The organism is Lysobacter sp. CFH 32150 (genome assembly GCF_022758295.1).
Lineage (GTDB): Bacteria > Pseudomonadota > Gammaproteobacteria > Xanthomonadales > Xanthomonadaceae > CFH-32150.
In genome coordinates this window covers 206,420-227,571 of the sequence record NZ_JALDWJ010000004.1, presented here as the reverse complement: position 1 = coordinate 227,571, position 21,152 = coordinate 206,420, and the positions used below count along the sequence as shown (strand labels likewise).

At 65.9% G+C, this 21,152-nt stretch carries 17 protein-coding genes; 15 read left to right on the top strand and 2 right to left on the bottom strand.

The window, feature by feature from the left end:
- Positions 1-48: 48 nt before the first annotated feature.
- The 4 genes from MO486_RS09140 (at position 49) to MO486_RS09125 (ending at position 3,833) form a co-directional block, all read left to right on the top strand.
- Positions 49-903, top strand: a complete 855-nt coding sequence (locus MO486_RS09140) for an NYN domain-containing protein (protein WP_242906535.1) — start codon at positions 49-51, stop codon at positions 901-903.
- 8 nt (positions 904-911) lie between these two features.
- Positions 912-1,520: a DUF938 domain-containing protein gene (locus MO486_RS09135; RefSeq protein ID WP_242906534.1), complete on the top strand. Its 609-nt coding sequence runs from the start codon at positions 912-914 to the stop codon at positions 1,518-1,520.
- Between the two features lie 53 nt (positions 1,521-1,573).
- Complete coding sequence (locus MO486_RS09130) at positions 1,574-1,783, top strand: hypothetical protein (RefSeq protein ID WP_242906533.1); 210 nt, start codon at positions 1,574-1,576, stop codon at positions 1,781-1,783.
- 115 nt (positions 1,784-1,898) lie between these two features.
- Positions 1,899-3,833, top strand: a complete 1,935-nt coding sequence (locus MO486_RS09125) for a hypothetical protein (RefSeq protein WP_242906532.1) — start codon at positions 1,899-1,901, stop codon at positions 3,831-3,833.
- 48 nt (positions 3,834-3,881) lie between these two features.
- Here MO486_RS09125 and MO486_RS09120 read toward each other — a convergent pair whose 3' ends face one another.
- Positions 3,882-7,589, bottom strand: coding sequence for an indolepyruvate ferredoxin oxidoreductase family protein (locus MO486_RS09120; protein WP_242906531.1), 3,708 nt, complete (start codon positions 7,587-7,589; stop codon positions 3,882-3,884).
- Positions 7,590-7,827: 238 nt separating this feature from the next.
- On the opposite strand from MO486_RS09120, the gene MO486_RS09115 reads away from it, so the two are divergent.
- The 4 genes from MO486_RS09115 (at position 7,828) to MO486_RS09100 (ending at position 13,578) form a co-directional block, all read left to right on the top strand.
- A complete protein-coding gene (locus tag MO486_RS09115) occupies positions 7,828-9,024 on the top strand; it encodes an EAL domain-containing response regulator (RefSeq protein WP_242906529.1) in 1,197 nt (398 codons plus the stop codon).
- Between the two features lie 8 nt (positions 9,025-9,032).
- Positions 9,033-11,951, top strand: a complete 2,919-nt coding sequence (locus MO486_RS09110; protein ID WP_242906525.1) for an ATP-binding protein — start codon at positions 9,033-9,035, stop codon at positions 11,949-11,951.
- 65 nt (positions 11,952-12,016) lie between these two features.
- Positions 12,017-12,370: a PadR family transcriptional regulator gene (locus MO486_RS09105; protein ID WP_242906523.1), complete on the top strand. Its 354-nt coding sequence runs from the start codon at positions 12,017-12,019 to the stop codon at positions 12,368-12,370.
- A complete protein-coding gene (locus tag MO486_RS09100; protein ID WP_242906521.1) occupies positions 12,367-13,578 on the top strand; it encodes a hypothetical protein in 1,212 nt (403 codons plus the stop codon). Before MO486_RS09105 ends, MO486_RS09100 begins: the two co-directional genes overlap by 4 nt.
- A 66-nt stretch (positions 13,579-13,644) precedes the next feature.
- Here MO486_RS09100 and MO486_RS09095 read toward each other — a convergent pair whose 3' ends face one another.
- The gene (locus MO486_RS09095; RefSeq protein ID WP_242906519.1) at positions 13,645-15,147 is read right to left on the bottom strand and encodes an AAA family ATPase; all 1,503 of its coding nucleotides are present in this window, start codon (positions 15,145-15,147) and stop codon (positions 13,645-13,647) included.
- A 101-nt stretch (positions 15,148-15,248) separates the two neighbouring features.
- Between MO486_RS09095 and MO486_RS09090 the strand changes: the two genes are divergently transcribed.
- From MO486_RS09090 to MO486_RS09060, 7 genes are all read left to right on the top strand, one after another.
- Positions 15,249-15,878, top strand: coding sequence for a ParA family protein (locus MO486_RS09090; RefSeq protein ID WP_242906517.1), 630 nt, complete (start codon positions 15,249-15,251; stop codon positions 15,876-15,878).
- Between the two features lie 133 nt (positions 15,879-16,011).
- Complete coding sequence (locus tag MO486_RS09085) at positions 16,012-16,488, top strand: histidine phosphatase family protein (RefSeq protein ID WP_242906515.1); 477 nt, start codon at positions 16,012-16,014, stop codon at positions 16,486-16,488.
- Between the two features lie 88 nt (positions 16,489-16,576).
- The gene (locus tag MO486_RS09080; RefSeq protein WP_242906513.1) at positions 16,577-17,110 is read left to right on the top strand and encodes a YceI family protein; all 534 of its coding nucleotides are present in this window, start codon (positions 16,577-16,579) and stop codon (positions 17,108-17,110) included.
- Complete coding sequence (locus tag MO486_RS09075) at positions 17,107-18,993, top strand: phospholipase D family protein (protein ID WP_242906508.1); 1,887 nt, start codon at positions 17,107-17,109, stop codon at positions 18,991-18,993. Before MO486_RS09080 ends, MO486_RS09075 begins: the two co-directional genes overlap by 4 nt.
- 120 nt (positions 18,994-19,113) lie before the next feature.
- A complete protein-coding gene (locus MO486_RS09070) occupies positions 19,114-19,728 on the top strand; it encodes a YkvA family protein (protein WP_242906507.1) in 615 nt (204 codons plus the stop codon).
- 82 nt (positions 19,729-19,810) lie between these two features.
- The gene (locus MO486_RS09065) at positions 19,811-20,170 is read left to right on the top strand and encodes a hotdog fold thioesterase (RefSeq protein ID WP_242906715.1); all 360 of its coding nucleotides are present in this window, start codon (positions 19,811-19,813) and stop codon (positions 20,168-20,170) included.
- A gap of 149 nt (positions 20,171-20,319) precedes the next feature.
- Positions 20,320-21,105, top strand: a complete 786-nt coding sequence (locus MO486_RS09060; protein WP_242906501.1) for a lysophospholipid acyltransferase family protein — start codon at positions 20,320-20,322, stop codon at positions 21,103-21,105.
- Positions 21,106-21,152: the final 47 nt, after the last annotated feature.

Below are 21,152 nucleotides of genomic sequence, written 5' to 3'. Positions count from 1 at the left end.
GCGCACAATGCCGCTTCAGTGATTGACCTTCGACGGGAGCGGACAAGGATGAAGCCCAGGAACAACGGCAAGCCTGACGTCGACGACGAGCAGCGCAAGCTCGCGGTACTGATCGATGCCGACAACGCGCAGCCCTCGGTGATCGAAGGCTTGCTGGCAGAAGTAGCGAAGTACGGCGTGGCCAGCGTCAAGCGCATCTACGGCGACTTCACTTCCACGCGGGCGACGCAATGGAAGAACGCGCTGCTGAAGTTCTCGATCAACCCGGTGCAGCAGTTCGCCTACACCAGCGGCAAGAACGCGACCGACAGCTCGCTGATCATCGATGCGATGGACCTGATGTACACCGGGCGTTTCGATGGCATGTGCCTGGTCTCGAGCGATAGCGACTTCACCCGCCTGGCGCAACGCATGCGCGAGGAAGGCCTGACGGTCTATGGCTTCGGCGAACGCAAGACGCCGGATGCATTCGTACAGGCCTGCGACAAGTTCATCTATACCGAGGTATTGCGTGCAGAGGTCGCGCCGGCTGCGGCATCGAAGCCGGTCGTCGCAAAGCCGGCGAGGTCGAAGAAGAAGACCACGGCACGGGTGACGACAACGATGGAAGCCGCGCCCCCCACCGCCGCCAACGCCGGATCAGGACCGCCCGCGAAGCCGGCAGTGTTGCCGTTGCCGGTGGACCTGCTGCGCCGTGCGATCGAGGAAGAGTCCGATGAACAGGGCTGGGCTCACCTTGGCGCCGTCGGTGCGTACCTGACCAAGATCCGTCCCGATTTCGATCCGCGCCTGTACGGCCACAAGAAGTTGAGCGACCTGGTGAAGCACCACCCGCGTCATTTCGCGATCGAGGAACGTGGCGGCAGCGGCAGCAGGACGATCTACGTGCGTGCGCTGGACTGACCCGGCAGATGACGACCGACAAACCGTTCTCGCCTTCCTGCGACCGCAATCGTGATCCGATCCTCGCGGTGTTGCGCGAACACTTCGCCAATCGCCGCCATGTCCTGGAAATCGGTAGCGGCACCGGCCAGCACGCGGTGCATTTCGCGGCGGCGATGCCGTGGCTGACGTGGCAGTGCTCGGATGTCGCGGAGAACCTGCCCGGTATCCGAATGTGGCTGGACGAGGCGGGCTTGCCGAACGCGCCGGCGCCGATCGCACTGGATGTGCGTGGACCATGGCCGACGCAGCGCTACGATGCGGTATTCAGTGCCAACACCTTGCACATCATGGGTTGGGTCGAAGTCGAGGCGATGTTTGCGGCGCTCGATGCGGCGCTGGCCGACACCGCGACGCTGGCGGTCTACGGGCCCTTCAACTACGACGGCAACTACACCAGCGCCAGCAACCGCGAGTTCGACGGCTGGCTGCAGGCGCGCGATCCGCGCTCGGCGATTCGCGATTTCGAAGCGGTGGATGCCTTGGCGCGTGGCATCGGACTGCCCCTGGTCGCGGACGTGGCGATGCCGGCGAACAACCACACGCTGGTCTGGCGTCGCGGCATCACGGCGGGATGACGGCGCCGCGCTAAGGTGCATGGCAGGCGATTGGCCCTGACTGGAGCCGGCGCATGGCCCACAAGGTGATTTTCAACCTGCCGAAGCGCGAGCTGGGGCGCGAGGACATCGAGTTCGTCATCGAGCAGGACGGCAAGCGCTTCGGCACGTTGCTGGTGTCCAAGGGCGCGATCGAGTGGCGGCCGACCAACAAGGTCTATCGGCGCAAGCTCAACTGGACGCGGTTCGACCAGCTGATGCGGGAGAGCGGGCGGCCGGTGTAAGCCCCGGCGGGGCGCGCAGACGTGACGCAATCGGCATCGACCATGCCGAATGGGGGGTGCGCCGACGCGCGGCGTCCGTAGGATGCGGAGTTTGTGTCCGTCCCAGGGGTTGTGCATGTCCCGTTCGCTCCGTCGTCTGTCCCCGGCGTTGTTGCCGATGTTGTTGCTGGTTTCCTCCGTGCAGGCGCAGACCACGCCGCCGCCGTCGCTGGCCAGTGCCGGGATTGCCGCACCCGCCGATGTCGCCTATCCGGGCACGATCGCGATCGCGGTCGACGCCACCGATTTGTCGCAGCGCATTTTCAAGATCCGCGAAACCATCCCGGTGCAGGCCGGGCGCCTGACGCTGCTGTACCCGCAGTGGCTGCCGGGCAACCACGGGCCATCGGGCCCGATCGACAAGCTCGCGGGACTGAAGATCACAGGCAACGGCCAGGCGCTCGCCTGGAAGCGCGATCCGCTCAACGTCTATGCGTTCCATATCGACGTGCCTGCGGGCGTGCAATCCATCAACGCCGAATACCAGTTCCTCTCGCCCACCGAGAGCGCGCAGGGCCGCGTGGTGATGACCCCGAACATGCTCAACCTGCAGTGGAACGCGATGGTGTTGTATCCCGCCGGACACAACGCGAGCCGGATTCCCTACGACGCCAGCGTGACCTACCCCACGGGCTGGTCCGCGGCGACGGCACTCGACGTCGCCGGCAAGGACGGCGATACGGTCCGTTACAAGACCGTGCCGCTCGACATCCTGGCCGATTCGCCGGTGTTCGCCGGGCGCTACTTCAAGCAGATCGACCTCGCCCCGGGCGCGAAGGTCCCGGTACGGCTCAGCATGGTCGCGGACGCGCAGAAGTACCTCGAAGCCAAGCCCGAGCACCTCGCCCAACACGTCGAACTGGTGCGCCAGGCGGTGAAGCTCTACGGCGCGCAGCACTACGACCATTACGACTTGCTGCTTGCATTGTCCGAACAGATGAGCGGCATCGGCCTGGAGCACCAGCGCTCCAGCGAGAACGGCGTTAGCGCCGACTACTTCACCGACTGGGACAAGAAAACAGGCAGCACCGATCTGCTCGGGCACGAGTACACGCATTCGTGGAACGGCAAATTCCGCCGCCCCGCCGACTTGTGGACGCCGAACTACAACGTACCGATGCAGGACAGCCTGTTGTGGGTCTACGAAGGACAAACCCAGTACTGGGGCAACGTGCTGACCGCCCGCTCGGGACTGCGTCCGCAGGACGCTTCGCGCGATGCGCTGGCGCTGGTCGCGGCGACGTATGCCGACAACCGCCCGGGCATGCAGTGGCGCGCGGTGCAGGACACGACCAACGACCCGATCATCTCCCGGCGCTCGCCCAAGCCGTACCGCAACTGGCAACTCAGCGAGGACTACTACTCCGCCGGGCAGATGATCTGGCTGGAGGCCGATGCGCGCATCCGCGCGAAGAGCGGCAACAAGAAGTCGCTGGATGATTTCGCCCGCGCTTTCTTCGGCGTCGACGATGGTGTCTGGAAGACGCAGAACACCTACACCTTTGACGACGTGGTCGCCACGCTCAACGGCGTGGTCGCGGACGATTGGGCTACCTTCCTGCGCGATCGCCTCGACGGCAAAACGCCGGTCACTGGCGGCATCGAGGCCAGCGGCTGGCGCCTGGTCTACAAGGACGAACCCAATGCCTACGCCAAGGCCCGCGCCAAGGACAACGACGGCGGCGCGGACTTCACCTATTCGATCGGCATGAACGTCGGCAAGGACGGCAAAGTCGGCGACGTGCGCTGGGATAGCGCCGCGTTCAACGCCGGCATCGGCAACGGCATGACGATCGTCGCGGTCAACGATCTCGAATATGGCAAGGAGACGTTGAGCGACGCGATCAAGGCGGCGAAGACCGACAAGGCGCCGATCCGCCTGCTGGTGAAGGAGTTCGATCGCTTCCGCACCATCACCGTCGACTACCACGACGGCCTCCGCTATCCGCATCTGGAGCGGATCCAGGGCAAGCCGGATTACCTGACGCCGATCTTCACGCCGCGCAAGTAACGCGCGTCGCACCCACGAAAAAAGCCCCGCAATAGCGGGGCTTTCTTGTTATGCGACCTGCACCACCCGCAATGGGTTCTTCCACTCCCTGAGCAACTCAGCCTCGCGCAGCTTGGCCTTGTGCAGGTGCGCTTCCTTGACGTGGCCGTAGCCGCGGATCTGCTCGGGGATCGAGGCTATCTCGGCGGCGAGGCCGACGTTACCGCTATCGAGCGTGGCCAGAAGATCGCCAATGGTCTTTTCGTAATCGGCGATCAACTGGCGCTCGCCTTTGCGTTCGGCGGTGTAGCCGAAAATATCGAACGCGGTGCCGCGCAGGCCACGCAGTTTCGCCACCAGCTTGAACGCCGTGAACACCCACGGGCCGTATTCCTTCTTCTGCAGCTGGCCTTGCGCGTTTTTCTTCGCCAGCAGCGGCGGGGCAAGGTGGAAGTGCAGCTTGTAGTCGCCGTCGAACTGCTGTTCGAGCTTCCGCTTGAAGTCGCCGCTGGTGTACAGACGCGCGACTTCGTATTCGTCCTTGTATGCCATCAGCTTGAAGGCATAGCGGGCGACAGCCTCGGTGAGATCGGTGCTACCCGGTGCTTTCGCAGCTTCGGCCGCGCGCACCTTGGCGACGAAGTCCGAGTAACGCTTGGCGTAGCCCGCGTTCTGGTAGTCGGTGAGGAAGGTGATGCGGCGGGCGATGACTTCATCGAGCGAACGCGACAAGCGCAAGTCGTCGAGCGGGAGGAAGGCGACTTCGCCACCACTGGCCTCGGGCACGTGGCGCAGTTCGTCTTCGCGACGGGTCGCGGCAAGCGCGTCGGCCAGGCCGGATTCGTGGCCTTCCGAGGGACGCGGAGCAAGCACTGGCAGCGCGTGCGGGGTGCGTTCGGCGGCGGTCGGAACGTTGCGGACGATTCCGGCGGCTTCGTTGACGGCAGCCGGGTCGATCACAGCGAGGCGGCCCCAGGCGAACGCGGTCTTGTTCATCTCGATCGCGGCGCCGTTGAGTTCGACCGCACGCATCAGCGCTTCGAACGAAATCGGCACCAGGCCCTGCTGCCAGGCGTAGCCGAGGATGAAGAGGTTGGCGGCGATCGCATCGCCCATCAATCCGGTGGCGAGCTGGGTCGCATCGATCTGCAACGGATCCTGGCCGGCGAGCGCAGTGCGTACCGCGGCGACGATGTCGGCGGCCGGGAACTGCATGTCCGGACGCGTGGTGAACGTGCCGGGCATCGCTTCGTAGGTGTTGAGCACGACCTTGGTGCGATCGGCGCGGACCTTCGACAACGCCCAGTAGTCGTTGACCACGACCATGTCGCAGCCGAGCACGAGGTCGGCTTCGCCGGCGGCGATGCGTACGGCGTGGATATCGGCCGGCGTTTTTGCGATGCGGATATGCGTGGTGACCGCGCCGCCTTTCTGCGCGAGACCGGTCTGGTCGAGCACGGTCGAACCCTTGCCTTCCAGATGGCCGGCCATGCCGAGTAACGCGCCGATGGTGACGACGCCGGTGCCGCCGACGCCGGTGATCAGGATGTTCCAGGGTTGCGACAGGTCGGTCGCCATCGTCGGCAACGGCAAATTGGCCAGACGTTCGGCAGCATTGATCTTCTTGCCCTTGCGCGGCGTGCCACCGTGCACGGTGACGAAGCTTGGGCAGAAGCCGTTGACACAGCTGTAGTCCTTGTTGCAGTTCGACTGGTCGATCTCGCGCTTGCGGCCGAACTCGGTGTCCTTCGGCAACACCGACACGCAGAACGATTTCTGCCCGCAATCGCCGCAGCCTTCGCACACCAGTGTGTTGACCACAACGCGCTTCTGCGGATCGACCATCTTGCCGCGCTTGCGGCGGCGGCGCTTCTCGGTCGCGCAGACCTGGTCGTAGATCAGCACGCTGACGCCCTTCACTTCGCGCAGGCGCTTCTGCGTGGCGTCGAGTTCCTTGCGGTCGAGGAACTCCACGCCGGACGGGAAGATCGAATGATCGGTCCACTTTTCGATGTCGTCGGAAAGCACGACGATCGTCTGCACGCCTTCGCTGCGGACCTGGTGCGCGATCTGCGGTACCGACAGGGTGCCGTCGACCGGCTGGCCGCCGGTCATCGCGACCGCATCGTTGTAGAGGATCTTGTAGGTGATGTTGACGCCGGTGGCGACCGACTGGCGGATCGCGAGCGAACCGCTGTGGAAATAGGTGCCGTCACCAAGGTTCTGGAACACGTGCTGGGTTTCGGTGAACGCCGCTTGCCCGCTCCAGGTCACACCTTCACCGCCCATGTGGGTGAAGGTATCGGTGCTGCGGTCCATCCACGTGACCATGTAGTGGCAGCCGATGCCACCGAGGCCGCGCGAACCTTCCGGCACCACGGTCGAGGTGTTGTGCGGACAGCCGGAGCAGTAATGCGGCACGCGCGGGAAGTTGGCGCGCGGCAGCGCCAGCTCGCCCTCCTTCTCGGCGATCCAGCGCAGCACGTTCTCGATCTGTTCGCTGTTGTGGAACCGCTGGATGCGGCGCGCGATGACCTGCGCGATGCGCGCCGGCGTCAGTTCGCCGGTCGACGGCAAAATCCACTCGCCGGCTTCGTCGTACTTGCCGACGATCGATGGACGCTGCCCTTCGGTCCAGTTGTACATCGACTCCTTCATCTGGCTTTCGATGAAGGCGTGCTTTTCCTCGACCACGAGGATGTCTTCGAGCCCGCGCGCGAAGTTGCGCAGGCCGACCGGTTCCAGCGGCCAGGTCATCGCGACCTTGTAGACGCGGATGCCGAGATCGGCGCAGGCGCGCGCATCGAGGCCGAGGTATTCCAGCGCCTGCAGCACGTCGAGGTACGACTTGCCGGTGGTGATGATGCCCAGGCGCGCGTTCGGCGAATCGAGCACGATGCGGTCGATCCGGTTGGCGCGCGCGAATGCCTGCGCCGCCTTCACCGCGTAACGGTGCAGGCGCATCTCCTGGTCCATCGGCGGATCCGGCCAGCGGATGCTGAGACCGCCCGGCGGCAGTTCGAAATCGTCCGGGGTGACGATCTGCAGCGCGAACGGATCGACGTCCACCGACATCGACGACTCGACGGTCTCGGCGATGGTCTTGAAGCCGACCCAGCGCCCCGTGAAGCGCGACATCGCCCAGCCAATCAGGCCGAGGTCGAGGATGTCCTGGACGCCGGCCGGATTCAGGATCGGCATCAGCGCGGAGACGAATTCGCCTTCGGAACCATGCGGCAGCGTCGACGAGCGACAGGCGTGGTCATCGGCGGCCAATGCCAGCACGCCACCATGCTTCGACGTGCCCGCGGCATTGGCGTGCTTGAACACGTCGCCGGTGCGGTCCACGCCCGGGCCCTTGCCGTACCACATGCCGTACACGCCCTCGACCTTGGCGCCCGGGAACAGGTTGGTCTGCTGCGTGCCCCAGACCATGGTCGCGCCGAGGTCTTCGTTCAAACCGGGGGTGAACTTCACCGCCGCCGCTTCCAGGTGCTTGCGCGCGCGCCACAACTCGAGATCGAAGCCACCCAGCGGCGAGCCGCGGTAGCCGGAAATGAAGCCGGCCGTATTCAGGCCCGCGGCCTGGTCGCGCAGCCGCTGCATCAGCGGCAGCCGCACCAACGCCTGCACGCCCGAGAGATATATGCGGCCCTGTACGCGACCGTACTTGTCGTCGAGGGTGTAGTCCGTGTCCAGCACGCCGGCTTGAACCCCGCAATGGGTGAGCGTGGTGTTGGCGGAATCGGGGGAGCTGAGTTCGGCGGTGCTGGTCATGGGGGGCCCATTCGACAAGCTCGGGACAGGGGGAAGCGGCATGCCCCAGCGATTCAAATGCAGGGTGCACGCCGGAAGTCCGAGCGAAGAAGCGGAATTCTAGCAGCGGGCCCGCTTCAACTCACCGTTTCCAGCGTACACCCGGGCTGCAAATGCCTGCGTATTGCTGCTATTGCTTGTCGCATCGACTGGAGTAGGCTTGGGCGCTCGCCGGCAAGCATCCTTCCAGGGGAAACGGATGACCCTGTCAGCCCTTCGCGTGATGGTGGTCGAAGACCACGGCTTCCAGCGCCGGATGGCGCTGCGCTTGTTGGCCGAGCTCGACGTCGAGCACGTGCAGGAAGCGGCCGACGGCAACGCCGCGCTGACCATGCTCGAACAACTGCTGCAGCCGCCAGACGTGGTTCTGGTCGACCTCGACATGCCCGGCATGGACGGCATCGAATTCATCGGCCACGTCGCCCAGCGCCGGCTTGCGCGCGGCGTCGCCCTGGTCAGCGCACTCGATCCGGCCCTGCTCAACACCGTGCAGACCATGGCCCGCGCCTATGGCCTGCGCGTGCTTGGTAGTGTCGAGAAACCGCTGACTTCGGACAAGCTGCAAGCGGTGCTGCTGCGCTACGAAGACACTCTGCATGTCGATGCCGACGACGACGAAGCCGACGTCAGCGTCGAAGATGCCCGCGCGGCGCTGGCCGGCGGCGAGATCGTGCCGTGGTTCCAGCCGCAGGCGGAATTCGGCAATGGCAAGGTGGTTGGCGTCGAAGCACTGGCGCGCTGGCAGCGACCCGATGGCCACATCGTGCGTCCGCTGCATTTCATTCATGTCCTCGAGCGCGAAGGCCTGGCCGCAGCGCTGACCGACTGCATGCTGGAACAGGCCTGCGCGTGGAAAAGGCGCTGGGAGGGCGATGACCTGCGCCTGAAACTGTCGGTGAACGTGTCGCCGACGACCCTGCAGGATCCGGCCGCAGCCGACCACTACCAGCAGATCGTGCGCGATCACGGCGTCGATCCAGCCGACGTCGTGCTCGAGGTCACCGAGAGTTCGCTGATGACCGATCCGGCGCGCGGCCTCGCCGTGCTGGCGCGGTTGCGGCTGAAGGGCTTCGGCTTGTCGATCGACGACTTCGGCACCGGCTATTCCTCGCTGGCGCAGTTGTCGCAGGTGCCGTTCACCGAACTCAAGATCGACCAGGGCTTCGTCTCCGGCGCCCCGCAACAACCGCGCAAGCGCGCGGTGATCGAAGCCAGCCTCGATCTGGCGCGAAAACTGCAACTGGATACCGTGGCCGAAGGCGTGGAAACAGTGGAGGAGTGGCAGATGCTCGCCAGTCTCGGCTGCACCATGGCGCAGGGCTACCTGATCGCACAGCCGGTGCCCGGCGAGGAACTGCCCGCGATGATCGACCGCTGGCGGCGTCCGGAACACTGAGGCGCGCCTTGCGCCTACAGCTGTCCAAGCTGAGCATCCGCCGCCAGTTGTGGGCGTTGTTCGGGCTGTTCCTGCTGACGGGCGCCACCGTGTTGGTGATCGACGAGATCGCGCAATACGGCACACGGCAATCGTTGTATGCATTGAAGGATGAATCGCTGTTGGGCCTGCGCCGGATCAAGGCGGTCGCCGACGGTTACAGCCTCGGCGTGGTCGACACGACGTTCAAGGCACGCAATTACCTCATCACCTGGAACGAAGGCGTGGCCGGGGTGGACAACGCCAAGGCGCGCATCCGCGAGCAATGGACGCTGCTGGAACAGATGCCGCGCAGCGGCGTAGAACAGGACCTGTTCGAGCAAATCAAACGAGCCCGCGTGCGCGCCGACCGCGCCAGCGACACCTTGCGCGCGATCCTGGTGAAGCAGGACATCGCCGCGCTCGGCCAGTTCGCCGACACCGAGCTGTATCCGGCGATCGACCCCGTCACGACCCGGCTCAAGACGCTGTCCGACCTGGCCATGGTCCAGGCCGAACAGGTGGTGCGCGCCGACATCGTCCGCGGCGAACGGGTCAGTGCGTTGCGCATCGGCCTGTCGTTGTTGGCGCTGCTGGCGGCGGGGCTGATCGGACGCCAGGTGCTGAGCAACGCCTACCGCGGCGTCGAAAGCCTGACCTGGCTGGTACGGCGAATGCGCGCACACGACTACACCGCGCAACCGCGTTACCAGCCACACGGCGAACCCGGCGAAGTGCTGGACGCCTTCCTCGAGATGCGCAGCGATGTAGTCAAGTTCGAGAACGAACTGACGGCACAACTTGCCCGCAACGAACGTACCCGCACCGAACTCGCGCGCCGCGAAGCCTTCCAGCGTTCGCTGCTCGACGCTGCCCCGACTGCGGTCGCCGCGATCGATGGCGCCGGCCGTTATTTCCTCTTCAACACCGCCGCCGAATCTCTCTTCGGTTATCGCGCCGAGGAATTCATCGGCAAAGACGCGCCGATGCTCGACCGCGTCGGCGATTTCGCGCCATCGTTGCAGCCGCCGCACACCTTTCAGCACATCGCCGAAGCCCTCAGCGCACGCCTGGGTCAAAAGATCCCGGCGGATTGGCGCGCATACCGCACCGTCGCCGAACTGGGCCTGCCGCCCAGCGAAACCTTCATGCTGCATCGCGACGGCCACCTTGTGCCGGTGCTGCTGGCGCTGGCCCCGATCGCGGACGAGCAGCATGGCGGCAACGGCATCCTCGGCGTCGCGGTCGACCTCACCCGGATCAAGCAACTCGAAGCCGAATTGCGCGCCAGCGAAACACGCGCGCAGGAAGCCAATCACGCCAAGAGCGCCTTCCTCGCGGCGATGAGCCACGAAATCCGCACGCCGATGATCGGCGTCACCGGCATGGTCGAGATCCTCGCCCATACCAAACTCGATCCCGACCAGCGCCGCGCGTTGAATGTGATCCAGTCGTCGGCACAATCGCTGCTGCAGATCATCGGCGACATCCTCGACTTCTCGAAGATCGAAGCCGGACGGCTGGAGTTGGCGCCAAGGGCGGTCAACCTGACACGCGTCATGCAAAGCGCGGTCGCCAACTTCGGCGGCTCGGCTTCGAGCAAAGGACTCACCCTGACTTGCACCGTCGACGAGCGCCTTGCGCCCGCCCATTACGCCGACGCGCTGCGCTTGCGACAGGTCCTCAGCAACTTTCTGTCGAACGCCATCAAGTTCACCGAGCAAGGCCTGGTGCAGGCGGCACTGGAAATCAAACGCAGTGATCGCAATGCCGGCGTGCTCGGCAGCGACGAATTGTGTTTTCGCGTCACCGACACCGGCATCGGCGTCAGCGCCGAAGCGCAAAAGAGATTGTTTGAGCCGTTCGCGCAGGCCGAGGGCGATACCACCCGACGCTTTGGCGGAACCGGACTCGGCCTCGCGATCTGCCGGCGTCTGGCCGAACTGATGGGCGGCACGGTGACGATGGAATCGGTGCCCGGACTCGGCACCACCATGCGGCTGACGGTGATCTTGCCGCGCGCGCCTGCAACCGAAGTCGAAGTGGAAACGCAGAGTGCCGCGGAGATCGCCAGCTTCGCCCCACGCCGCCTGCCGACGGTGGACGAAGCCGAGCGCGAACGCAGCCTGGTACTGCTGGTGGATGACCATCCGACCAATCGTCTGGTGATCGCGCGTCAGCTCGCGCTCGCCGGCTATGCCAGCGAAGCCGCCGAAGATGGCGAGCAAGGCCTGGAAAAGTGGCGCAGCGGCCGCTACGCCCTGCTGCTCAGCGACGTGCACATGCCGAAGCTCGACGGCTACCAACTCGCGCGTGCGATCCGCGAAGAGGAAGCGCGCGACGGACGCGCCCGCACGCCGATCGTCGCGTTAACCGCTGCCGCACTGAAAGGCGAAGCCGAACGCTGCCTCGCCGCCGGCATGGATGATTACCTCGCCAAACCGGTCGGCATTCCCGCCCTCTCCGCCACCCTGCGCCGCTGGTTGCCGCATACCGTGCCGACCACGCCGATCGCCGCCGACGCCAATGCCGCTGCTGCGATCGGGCAGTCCTTGCCGCAACTCGAAACCCCGCCACCGCTGGACCCGACCACGCTCGACATGCTCACCGGTGGCAGCGCCCGCGAAGCGCGCGCGGTGCTCGACGATTTCCTCTCCAGCACCACCCAGGACCTTGCTGAACTGATCTCCGCCCGCGCCAACGGCGACCTCATCGCCCTCACCCGCCAGGCGCACAAGATCAAGGGCGCCGCCCGCATCGTCGGTGCCCTGGAGTTGGCCGAAACCGCCGGCCAGCTCGAAGCAGCCGGTCGTGGCCAGGAATGGCCCGCCATCCTTCCCCTCGCCGCCGATCTCGCCACCGCGGCCGAGCGGTTGAAGTTGTACGTCGTCGAGCGATATCCGGCTTGATCGCCCCTTGCCGTTCTATATCGCGTTGCGATATATATATCGCAACGCGATATAGAGACGCCGCCATGCCTCGTGTCCCTGCTGAACTGCCACCACTCAGCCCAGTACTGCACCACATCCTGCTGGCACTGCTCGAAGGCGAACGCCATGGCTACGCGATCATGCAGGCGGTCGAACGCATCACCGACGGCGCGGCGCGGATGGGGCCAGGCACCTTGTACGGCGCGATCAAACGTCTACTTGAGAGCGGCCTGATCGAGGAAGCTGGCGAGCGCACCGACCCGGCGGGCGACGAACGTCGCCGCTACTACCGCCTGAGCGCCCTGGGCCGCCGCGCCGTGCGCGAAGAGACCGCGCGCCTGCAGCGCCTCGTCGCTTTCGCCCATGGCCACCTGCCCCATACGCAGGGTGGCGCATGAGCCGCCCACGGGATCCGTGGTGGCTGGCACCCGTCGATCGTCTCTACGGCTTCGCCCTGCACTTGTACCCCCGTCGCTTTCGCGAAGCTTGGGGCGCATCGATGCGCCAAGCCTTGCGCGATCGCTGTCGTGAACTTGCGCACACGCAACGTCACCCATTGCCCTGGGTCTGCGTCGACCTGCTGCCGGATCTAGCAGCCAGCGCTGGCCGCGAGCAATGGACCGCATTCGAAGAGGAAGCCACGATGAAAAGGATGTCGCTGTTGACGATGTTGCTATTGGGTTCGCTGTCACTGCTATGGTGGTCGAAAACTTACAACGTCGGTTCGGATCTGCTGTTCTCGGCTACCAAGTGGGTTCAGAACCGGGAACAACGCGCGCTTGAATCGGCCTATGCCGAATACCGTCTCGATCTGATCCGCACTGCATTGGCCAGCGACCGCACAGACGAGCGCGCACTGGCTTATTCGTTTGCTCGACTGCAGGGCTGGTCGGTGGACGCTGATGTTTTGCCGCAGGAACTGCAGACACAGCTCGATGCGATTGTCGCCGACGTTTCCAATACACATCTGGGCCGGTACCTGGCTGCAGCGAGCTGTCGCTCACCGTCTGCGCTCGCACATCTGCAGGCAGCGGAATCTGACAACGGTGCAGTCTGGGCGATGACCGCGACCTGCCGGCAGCAGGCTCACGACAACCAAGGCGCACGTGCGGCGTTGGTGCGAATGGCACAGAGCAAAACCTACGACAGTCGCTCCGGGGCACTGCTGGTCGCATTGACCGATGTCTTGTCGCGCAAACCGCTGCCGCCGGCGCTGGAACGCGAACTCTCCCCGCAGGGAACGCAATTCTTGAACACTGCGCTCTGGGTCGCACACGACCGCGAGCACGACGGCCTCCACTCGTTGTGCTGGTCGATGCAGCAAGGCACTGCCGATGCCGCGTTGCAGGTGGAATGTCGTGCTGCGTATGCCGTGCTTGCTGCCTCCGCCGATTCGGAGTGGATACGCCGGATCGGTCGTAGACGGATCGCTGGCGCTGACGGGCAGGCAATCACCGCCGAAGCAGAACCCTTCTACCAGCGTTTGAACGCAAGGGTAGACGCATGGCGGCGGATGCCTGCCGAACAGCGCGCGACGCTCGCAGGCTCCGGTGTCGACGAGCGTGCGCTGCTCGCGCGCGCTGCCAACGCCATGCAACCACTATAGGCGCGAGGCCATCCGCGAGATCGGTAGCGACCTGTCACCGAGCGGAACTGGCGTCGTTCCGCATGCTCAATCCGCGCTGACAGTGCGCTCCCGGGCCCAGTGCCGCAGCGCCGCGACTGGTTCTGCCATCAATACCGACAGCGGCCGGGTGTTGCGCAGTTCGTGCGCCAGCATCGCCTGATCGAGCGGTGCGCGTTCGGCGTTCGCGGTGTAGAGCGCGGCGACGATGGCCTGTTCGATCTCGGCACCGGAAAAACCATCGGCGACCCGAGCCAGTTCGGGCAAATCGAAGCCTGCCGGATCGATACCGCGCCGTCGCAGGTGCAGGCGCAGGATGTCCTCGCGCGTCGACGCATCGGGGAGATCGACGAAGAAGATTTCGTCGAAGCGACCCTTGCGCAGCAATTCCGGCGGCAACTCGTTGACCTGGTTGGCGGTGGCGACCAGGAACACCCGCGACTTGCGCTCCGCCATCCATGTCAGCAGATAACCGAGCACGCGTCGCGATACGCCGCCGTCGCCCTCGCCGCTGCCGGCGGCCAGGCCCTTCTCGATCTCGTCGATCCACAGCACGCACGGCGCCAACTGCTCGGTCGACGCCAGCGCGCTACGCAGGTTCTTTTCGGTTTCGCCGTGGTACTTGTCGTACAGCGTGCCGAAATCGAGTCGTACCAGCGGCACGCCGAAACCGCCGGCAACGGCCTTGGCGATCATCGACTTGCCGCAGCCCTGCACGCCCAGCAGCAGGATGCCCTTGGGGGGCTCGACGCGGTACAAAGCACTGCCTGCAGCCGCTTGGTCCTCGACGAAGGCATCGCGTCGCTGCGAGACCCAGCGCTTCAGCCGGGCGGCGCCGGCGACATCGGCGAAGCGCGCGGTGTCGTATTCGTAATGCAGGTGTCCGCTGCGATTGAGCAACTCGAACTTGAGTTTCGCCAACTCCGGCAAATCGTGCGCGCCGAGCACCCCATCGCGGAAGATGAGGTGGCGGGCAATGCGCCGCGCGTCGGTTTCGCTCATCCCCTGCAGGTTGCGCACGATTTGCACGACCGCTTCCTGTTCCACCTCCACGCGCTTGCCGCCGTGTTCCCTGGCATAGGACGCAGCTTCGTCCCGCACCAGTTTCAACAGCGCATTGGCGTCGGGAAGCCGCGGGTTGTAACGCACCGCGAGCGGTTCGAGATCGGGCGGCAGTTCGATCTTGTTGCCGATCAGCACCAGCACGTGCGGCTGGCAATCGCGCCGCTGCATGATTTCGCGCAACTGCCGCTGGGTGCTGGCGTAGCCCAGGTAAGGATGGAAATCGAGCAACAGGTAGATGCCGCGCTGGTCGGCATCGCGGATCGCCTGCAAGGTGCTGCTGGCATCCGGGGCTACTTCGGACGGATCCTCGCGATCGAGGTCGACGCGGCGCAGGCCTTCGGTGATCGACCAACGGAACAACGCGCGCCAGACATGTAGCAGCGATTGCCGGAACAGCTCGACCACGCGCGCCTCATCGGGCGTCTCGATCACGATCAATGCGGTGTTGGCGCGGATGAGTGCGGTCAGGTCCTGCAGTTCGCTCATGGCAGTCGGGCTGGAGAGGTGCGCGGACGATAGCAAAGCGGGCGGTCGCAGCCCGGGGCGGGCCCGTGTACGCTGCGACTTCCACTCAGCCGGGGGTCGGAATGAAGACGGTACTCGTGGCCAGTTCCAAAGGGGGCGTGGGCAAGACCACGCTGTCGACCAACCTCGCCGCGCACTTCGCGGTCGACGGCAAGCGGACGGTCCTGGTCGACGCCGACCGCCAGGGCTCGTCGCGGCACTGGGCCGAGAAACGCGCGACCCTGGAATCCGCGGTGCTGCCCTTGGATGGCACCCGCAGGGACTGGGACCGCAAGTTGCCCGACGGCGTGCACCGCGTGGTGATCGACGCCGCCGCCGGCGCGCACGGCGCGGAACTCGCGCACTTCCTCGACGTCGCCGACGCGGTGGTGGTGCCGGTGCTGCCGTCGCTCATCGACCTCGAGGCCACCGTGCCCTTCCTCAACACGCTGGCGCAGCATCCGCGGATCAAGAAAGGCAAGCTGCCGGTCGGCTTGGTCGGCAACCGCCTCAAGCCGTGGACGAATGCCTCGCAGCAGTACATGGAGACGCTGCGGCAATGGCCCTACCCGCTGGTGGCGGAGCTCCGAGACACCCAGGCCTATGTGTTGATGGCCGGGCTGGGACGCAGCCTGTTCGATTACCACTCGGCGCAGATCCGCGAACACCAGGACGACTGGGCGCCACTGCTGAAGTGGCTCAAGCGGGCCTGAAAGCCGCAACGGCATCCGGGGAAGGACATCGCGCCGCGGTACGGTCGGCGTGAACCCCGCTTTGCACAAAGTTTTACACCACCTACAACCGATTCCCCGTAGAGTGATTTGAACCCAACCATTACGGCCTGCCATGCGCGAACTGATCCTCCTGCGACACGCTCACGCCGAACCCGCCAGCGCCGGCCAGGCCGACATCGATCGACCGCTGTCGCCGGAAGGCCTGGCGGAGGCCGAAGCGGCCGGGCGCTGGTTGCGCGACAAGGGCTTGGTTCCCGACCAGGTGCTGTGCTCGCCCGCACGCCGCGCCCGCGAGACGCTGGAAGCGGTGCTGGCCGCGATCGGCTATGTCGACCAGCGCCTGGAACCGGTGATCTACGACGCCACGCCCGGCACGCTCGCCACCCTGGCCGATGCGCACCGCGAGGTCGAACGGCTGCTGCTGGTCGGTCACAACCCGGGCTTCGAGCAACTCGCGGCGCTGATGCACAGCGGCCAGTCCGGCGATTACCGCGGCATGCCACCAGGCGGCATCGCGGTGCTGTCGCTGCCGGCGACGGCGGCGATCGAACCGGGCATCGCACAGTTGTCGGCGTTCTGGTGGCCGTGACGGTCTGAACGCAATGCGGATGGCCTGGGCGTGGTGGTGGCTGGTGTCAGGCGCAGCCGTCGTCGGTACCGCTATTGCAGGAACGACCATGGCCGGCGACAGCCTCGGCACGCTCGATCCGGCGTCGCAATTCGAATTCCGCCTGCACACCCGCTGGGGACGGACGCTGGAAGGACGCTTTCCGCAGGTCGACGGCGAAGTCGTGGCGCTGGCCGATGGCCGTCGCCAGGTGCGCTTCCGCATCGACGCGCGCGCGATCGAGATCGTCGACCATCCCCGCTATACCGAGATCACCCGCGGCCCGCGTTTCTTCGACGTCGCCCGCTACCCGTTGATCGAGTTCGTGTCCGATCCTTACTCGGCGCAGCTGCCCCACGCCGGCGGCGCACTCGATGGCGAACTGCGCATGCACGGCGTGCGCCGGCGCGAACGTTTCCTGCTGGAGCCGTCCACCTGCCAGCGCCCGGGTTACGACTGCGACATCGTTGCCGCGGGTAGCGTCCGTCGCAGCAACTATGGGCTGGATCGCTGGACGCTGGCACTGCGCGAACAGGTGCGCTTCGCACTGCGCGTGCGTTGGCGCGCGCCCGCGCCCACCCCTGCCGGCGACGCATCCCCATGACGCGTGCACAACGCATCGCCGCGCTGCTGGTCGCTGCGTTGTGCAGCGGCTGCGCGACGTTGTCGGAGGCGCAACGCGACCGCGCCGCGACCATCGCACTGGACACGCGTTCGCAGGCAATCGATTGCGGCCCCGGCGCCAACTGCGCACGACCGTCGCCGCTGCAGGAACTGGGCAACAACGCGCTTGCCGCCTCGACACCGGAAGCGCCGCGGCATTACGCGCTGATCCTCGACCGCGGCCCGGACGCGCTGCTGGCGCGGCTCGACCTGTTGCGCAGCGCACGCCACAGCATCGACCTCCAGACCTACATCTTCGACGAGGACGACGCCGCCCACCTGGTCCTGGACGAGCTGCTGGCCGCGGCGCGGCGCGGGGTCAAGGTGCGGGTGCTGATCGACCAACTCTCGGCGCTGCGCAACGTCGATACCCTGGCGGCGTTGGCCGGTGCGCACGTCAATTTCGAATTGCGTGTGTACAACCCGCTCTTCCGGCAGGCTCGCATCACCTATCCGCAATACCTGCTGGCCGCGGCGTGCTGCTGGAAGCGGCTCAACCAGCGCATGCACAGCAAGCTGCTGCTGGTGGACGGGGCCATCGGCGTCACCGGCGGCCGCAATTACCAGGACGACTATTACGACTGGGATGCCGAATACAACTTCCGCGACCGCGACGTGCTGATCGCCGGGCCGGTCGCCGGCGAAATGGCGGCGAATTTCGAGGCGTTCTGGACCTCGCGCCGCAGCGTGCCCGCCGAACGCCTCAACGACGTGGGCCGCTGGCTGCTGCGCAAGGGCGTACCGGCGGTGCCGCACGCCGCCTATGTGCAGCAACAACGCGCCGAAGCGATGTCGCGCGATGCCGATGACGCGGCCTTGGTGCACGAACGCCTGGTCGTGCCCGCCATCCCGGTCGGCGCGGTGCAGTTCATCGCCGACCTGCCGCAGAAACACCGCCGCAGCGCGCCACGCGATGAGCGCGCAGCCAGCGATTCGCTGCGCGGGCTGATCGAATCGGCGCAGCGCGAAGTGCTGCTGCAGACGCCCTACCTGGTGCTGTCGAAGCCGGCGCAGGAGATGTTCCGCGCGATGCACCAGCGCAGCGATGCGCCGCGCGTGGTCGTTTCCACCAACAGCCTCGCCGCCACCGACGCCTTCATCGTCTATGCGCTGTCGCACAAGTACAAGCGCCGCTACCTGCGCGAATTCGGTTTCAACATCTACGAATACAAGCCGTTCCCTGCGGATGCGCCGATCGATCCGGCCACCACTGGCGCGATACCCCTCGAACCTGGCAAGACCGTCACCGAAGATGCGGGCATACGCGAAACGCCGCAGCAGCAGAGCGAACACGTCGCCACCCGGTTCTTCGGTAGCGGTGCCAATGACCCGGTGCCCTTGCGCCGCGCCGGCGTGCGCGTGGGACTGCATGCGAAGTCGCTGGTGATCGACGAACGCGTCGGCGTGGTCGGCACCCACAACTTCGATCCCCGCGCCGACCGTTACAACACCGAGAGCGCGGTTGTGATCGACGATCCCGTGTTCGCCCAGGCGCTGGCCGCCAGCATCCGGCGCGATATCGCACCGCAGAATTCATGGGCCATCGCGCGCCGCGACAAGTTACCGGTGCTCTCGGGCCTGGACTACTCGCTGGGCAAGGTGTCCGAACACCTGCCGCTGTTCGACCTGTGGCCGCTGCGCTACGCCACCAGCTACGAATTCGTGCCCGGGCCGCAGTGCCCCCAGCCGCTGCCACAGGATCATCCGGACTTCCGCCGCTGCTATCGCCCGGTCGGCGAGTTCCCCGAGGTCAGCCTCAGCCTGAAGGGCCTGACCACGCGTATCTTCACCGCCTTCGGCGCCGGGCTCGCGCCGATCCTGTAATCCACTGGCTTCACATTTGAGGAGGCCGTGTCTGGCCGCCCCCGACGTTGCTTTAATTTGACGCACCGACGACCCTCGGCCTAGTCTGCCCGCCTTTCCCCTGCCACCTCCGGACCTGCCATGGCGATCTCGCTGACCATCGACCTGAACGACCGCGATCTCGAGCATTTCAACAAGGCGATGGAAGCTGCGCGCGCCGCGACCGCGGGCCAGAGCGCCCAGCAGATCGTCGATGCCGCCACCGGGCTGCTGACCGAAGCGCAGAAAGTGCACGTGCCGGACTTCATCAAGGAGCGCCTGCTGCGCCTGGACGACATGATCGCGATGGTGCGCGACGTGGGTTGGGCGCTGCCGGAAGCCGACTGCCAGCGCGTGCTGTCGGTCCTGGTGTACTTCGCCGACCCCAAGGACGTCATCCCGGACAGCGTGCCGGTGCTGGGCTTCCTCGACGACGCGCTCATGATCGAGCTGGCGGTGCGGGAACTGAAGCACGAACTCGACGCCTACGACGATTTCTGCGACTACCGCCAGCACGAAGCGCAGCGCCGCAGCCAGGATCCGGCCACGGTCGGCCACGCCGACTGGCTCGCCAGCCGTCGCGACGAGCTGATCGACCGCATGCACGTCCGTCGTGAACGCGACTTCGGTACCGGCTACGGCAGCAGCAGCGGCTACGCCTCCAAGCAAGGCTCGTACACCCGCGGCTGGCGCCCGGGCATCTTCAAGTTCGGCTGAGCGCAGCGGATTGAAGGCAGCCTCGTTGTTCCGCCCGGGCAGCAGCGTTGACACGCTGAATGGCCTCATCGCCAACACGGCGATGGAAGTACTGGGCATCCGCTTCACCGAGCTTGGGACGGATTACGTGCGCGGCACCATGCCCGTGGATGCACGCACTCACCAGCCCTACGGCCTGCTGCACGGCGGTGCTTCGGTGCTGCTGGCGGAAACCCTGGGCAGCAGCGCCGGTGGGTTGTCCGTGCCGCAGGGCAAAGGCGTGGTCGGCATCGAGATCAACGCCAACCATGTCCGCGGCGTGCGCGAGGGCCTGGTCACCGGCACTGCGCGGCCGCTGCATCTCGGCGGCAGCACCCAGGTCTGGGAAATCCGTATCGAGGACGACCAGGGCCGACTGGTGTGCATCTCGCGCCTGACGCTGGCGGTGATCGCGCGTCCATAAATCCCGACGTAGGAGCGGCTTATAGCCGCGAGTTGTTGCTCTCCAGCGTGGAAAGCTCGCGGCTATAAGCCGCTCCTACAGCCTATCGCCCAAGACCAGCCTCGCCGTTCCTGGTTCCCCATTCCTCATTCCCGGCTTATCGTGACGGCATGAATGCTGCATCCCCTGTCACCGATTCCGCTCGCTGGTTCCGCTATCTGCTCCGTGTGCCGCTGCTGTTGTGGCACGTCGTTGTCCACATTCCGCTGATGCTGCTGCTGATGACGCCGCTCACCGACGGCATCCGCATCGGTCGCGAGCCGCTGCGCTATTGGGCGATCCGGCAGTGGTCGGGCGGGATGATGTGGATCTTCGGCTTCCGCCTGCACCGTAGTGGCGCACCGCTGGAGGGACCGACGCTGTTCGTCGCCAACCACGTCAGCTGGATCGACATCGTGGCGCTGCACAGCCAACGCATGATGGGTTTCGTCGCCAAGCGCGAGATCGAAAGCTGGCCCCTGATCGGATGGCTCGCGCAGCGCGGCGAGACCATCTTCCACCATCGCGGCAGCAGCGAATCCCTCGGCGGCGTGCTGCACGAAATGCTGACGCGCCTGCGCGAGGGACGCTCGGTCGGCGTGTTCCCGGAAGGCCGCACCCGCGATGGCCGTGAAATCGGCCCGTTCCACGCCCGCATCTTCCTCGCCGCGGTCGAAGCCGGCGCCTGCGTACAGCCGGTGGCGCTGCGCTACGGCAAGCGCGGCGCGGCGCAGCCGGTGGTGGCGTTCCAGCCGGGCGAAAGCTTCTTCGCCAATTTCCTGCGCCTGCTCGGCGAGCCGACGCGGCATGCCGAGGTCTGCTTCCTCGATCCGATCGACGCCTCCGACGCCGGCGGCCGCCGCCGCATCGCCGAGTTGGCGCGCGAACGCATCATCGCGGCCATGTCGGCCGCCTAGTGCGTAGTGCGCACCTCAATTAGAGCCTGGCCTCACATGCGCAGGAC

Coding starts and splice junctions, on each gene's coding strand:
- MO486_RS09060 (WP_242906501.1), top strand. CDS start 20,320: ATGAATGCTGCATCCCCTGTCACCGATTCCGCTCGCTGGTTCCGCTAT.
- MO486_RS09075 (WP_242906508.1), top strand. CDS start 17,107: ATGACGCGTGCACAACGCATCGCCGCGCTGCTGGTCGCTGCGTTGTGC.
- MO486_RS09085 (WP_242906515.1), top strand. CDS start 16,012: ATGCGCGAACTGATCCTCCTGCGACACGCTCACGCCGAACCCGCCAGC.
- MO486_RS09135 (WP_242906534.1), top strand. CDS start 912: ATGACGACCGACAAACCGTTCTCGCCTTCCTGCGACCGCAATCGTGAT.
- MO486_RS09130 (WP_242906533.1), top strand. CDS start 1,574: ATGGCCCACAAGGTGATTTTCAACCTGCCGAAGCGCGAGCTGGGGCGC.
- MO486_RS09125 (WP_242906532.1), top strand. CDS start 1,899: ATGTCCCGTTCGCTCCGTCGTCTGTCCCCGGCGTTGTTGCCGATGTTG.
- MO486_RS09115 (WP_242906529.1), top strand. CDS start 7,828: ATGACCCTGTCAGCCCTTCGCGTGATGGTGGTCGAAGACCACGGCTTC.
- MO486_RS09105 (WP_242906523.1), top strand. CDS start 12,017: ATGCCTCGTGTCCCTGCTGAACTGCCACCACTCAGCCCAGTACTGCAC.
- MO486_RS09065 (WP_242906715.1), top strand. CDS start 19,811: ATGGAAGTACTGGGCATCCGCTTCACCGAGCTTGGGACGGATTACGTG.
- MO486_RS09070 (WP_242906507.1), top strand. CDS start 19,114: ATGGCGATCTCGCTGACCATCGACCTGAACGACCGCGATCTCGAGCAT.
- MO486_RS09120 (WP_242906531.1), bottom strand. CDS start 7,589: ATGACCAGCACCGCCGAACTCAGCTCCCCCGATTCCGCCAACACCACG.
- MO486_RS09090 (WP_242906517.1), top strand. CDS start 15,249: ATGAAGACGGTACTCGTGGCCAGTTCCAAAGGGGGCGTGGGCAAGACC.
- MO486_RS09080 (WP_242906513.1), top strand. CDS start 16,577: ATGGCCGGCGACAGCCTCGGCACGCTCGATCCGGCGTCGCAATTCGAA.
- MO486_RS09140 (WP_242906535.1), top strand. CDS start 49: ATGAAGCCCAGGAACAACGGCAAGCCTGACGTCGACGACGAGCAGCGC.
- MO486_RS09095 (WP_242906519.1), bottom strand. CDS start 15,147: ATGAGCGAACTGCAGGACCTGACCGCACTCATCCGCGCCAACACCGCA.
- MO486_RS09100 (WP_242906521.1), top strand. CDS start 12,367: ATGAGCCGCCCACGGGATCCGTGGTGGCTGGCACCCGTCGATCGTCTC.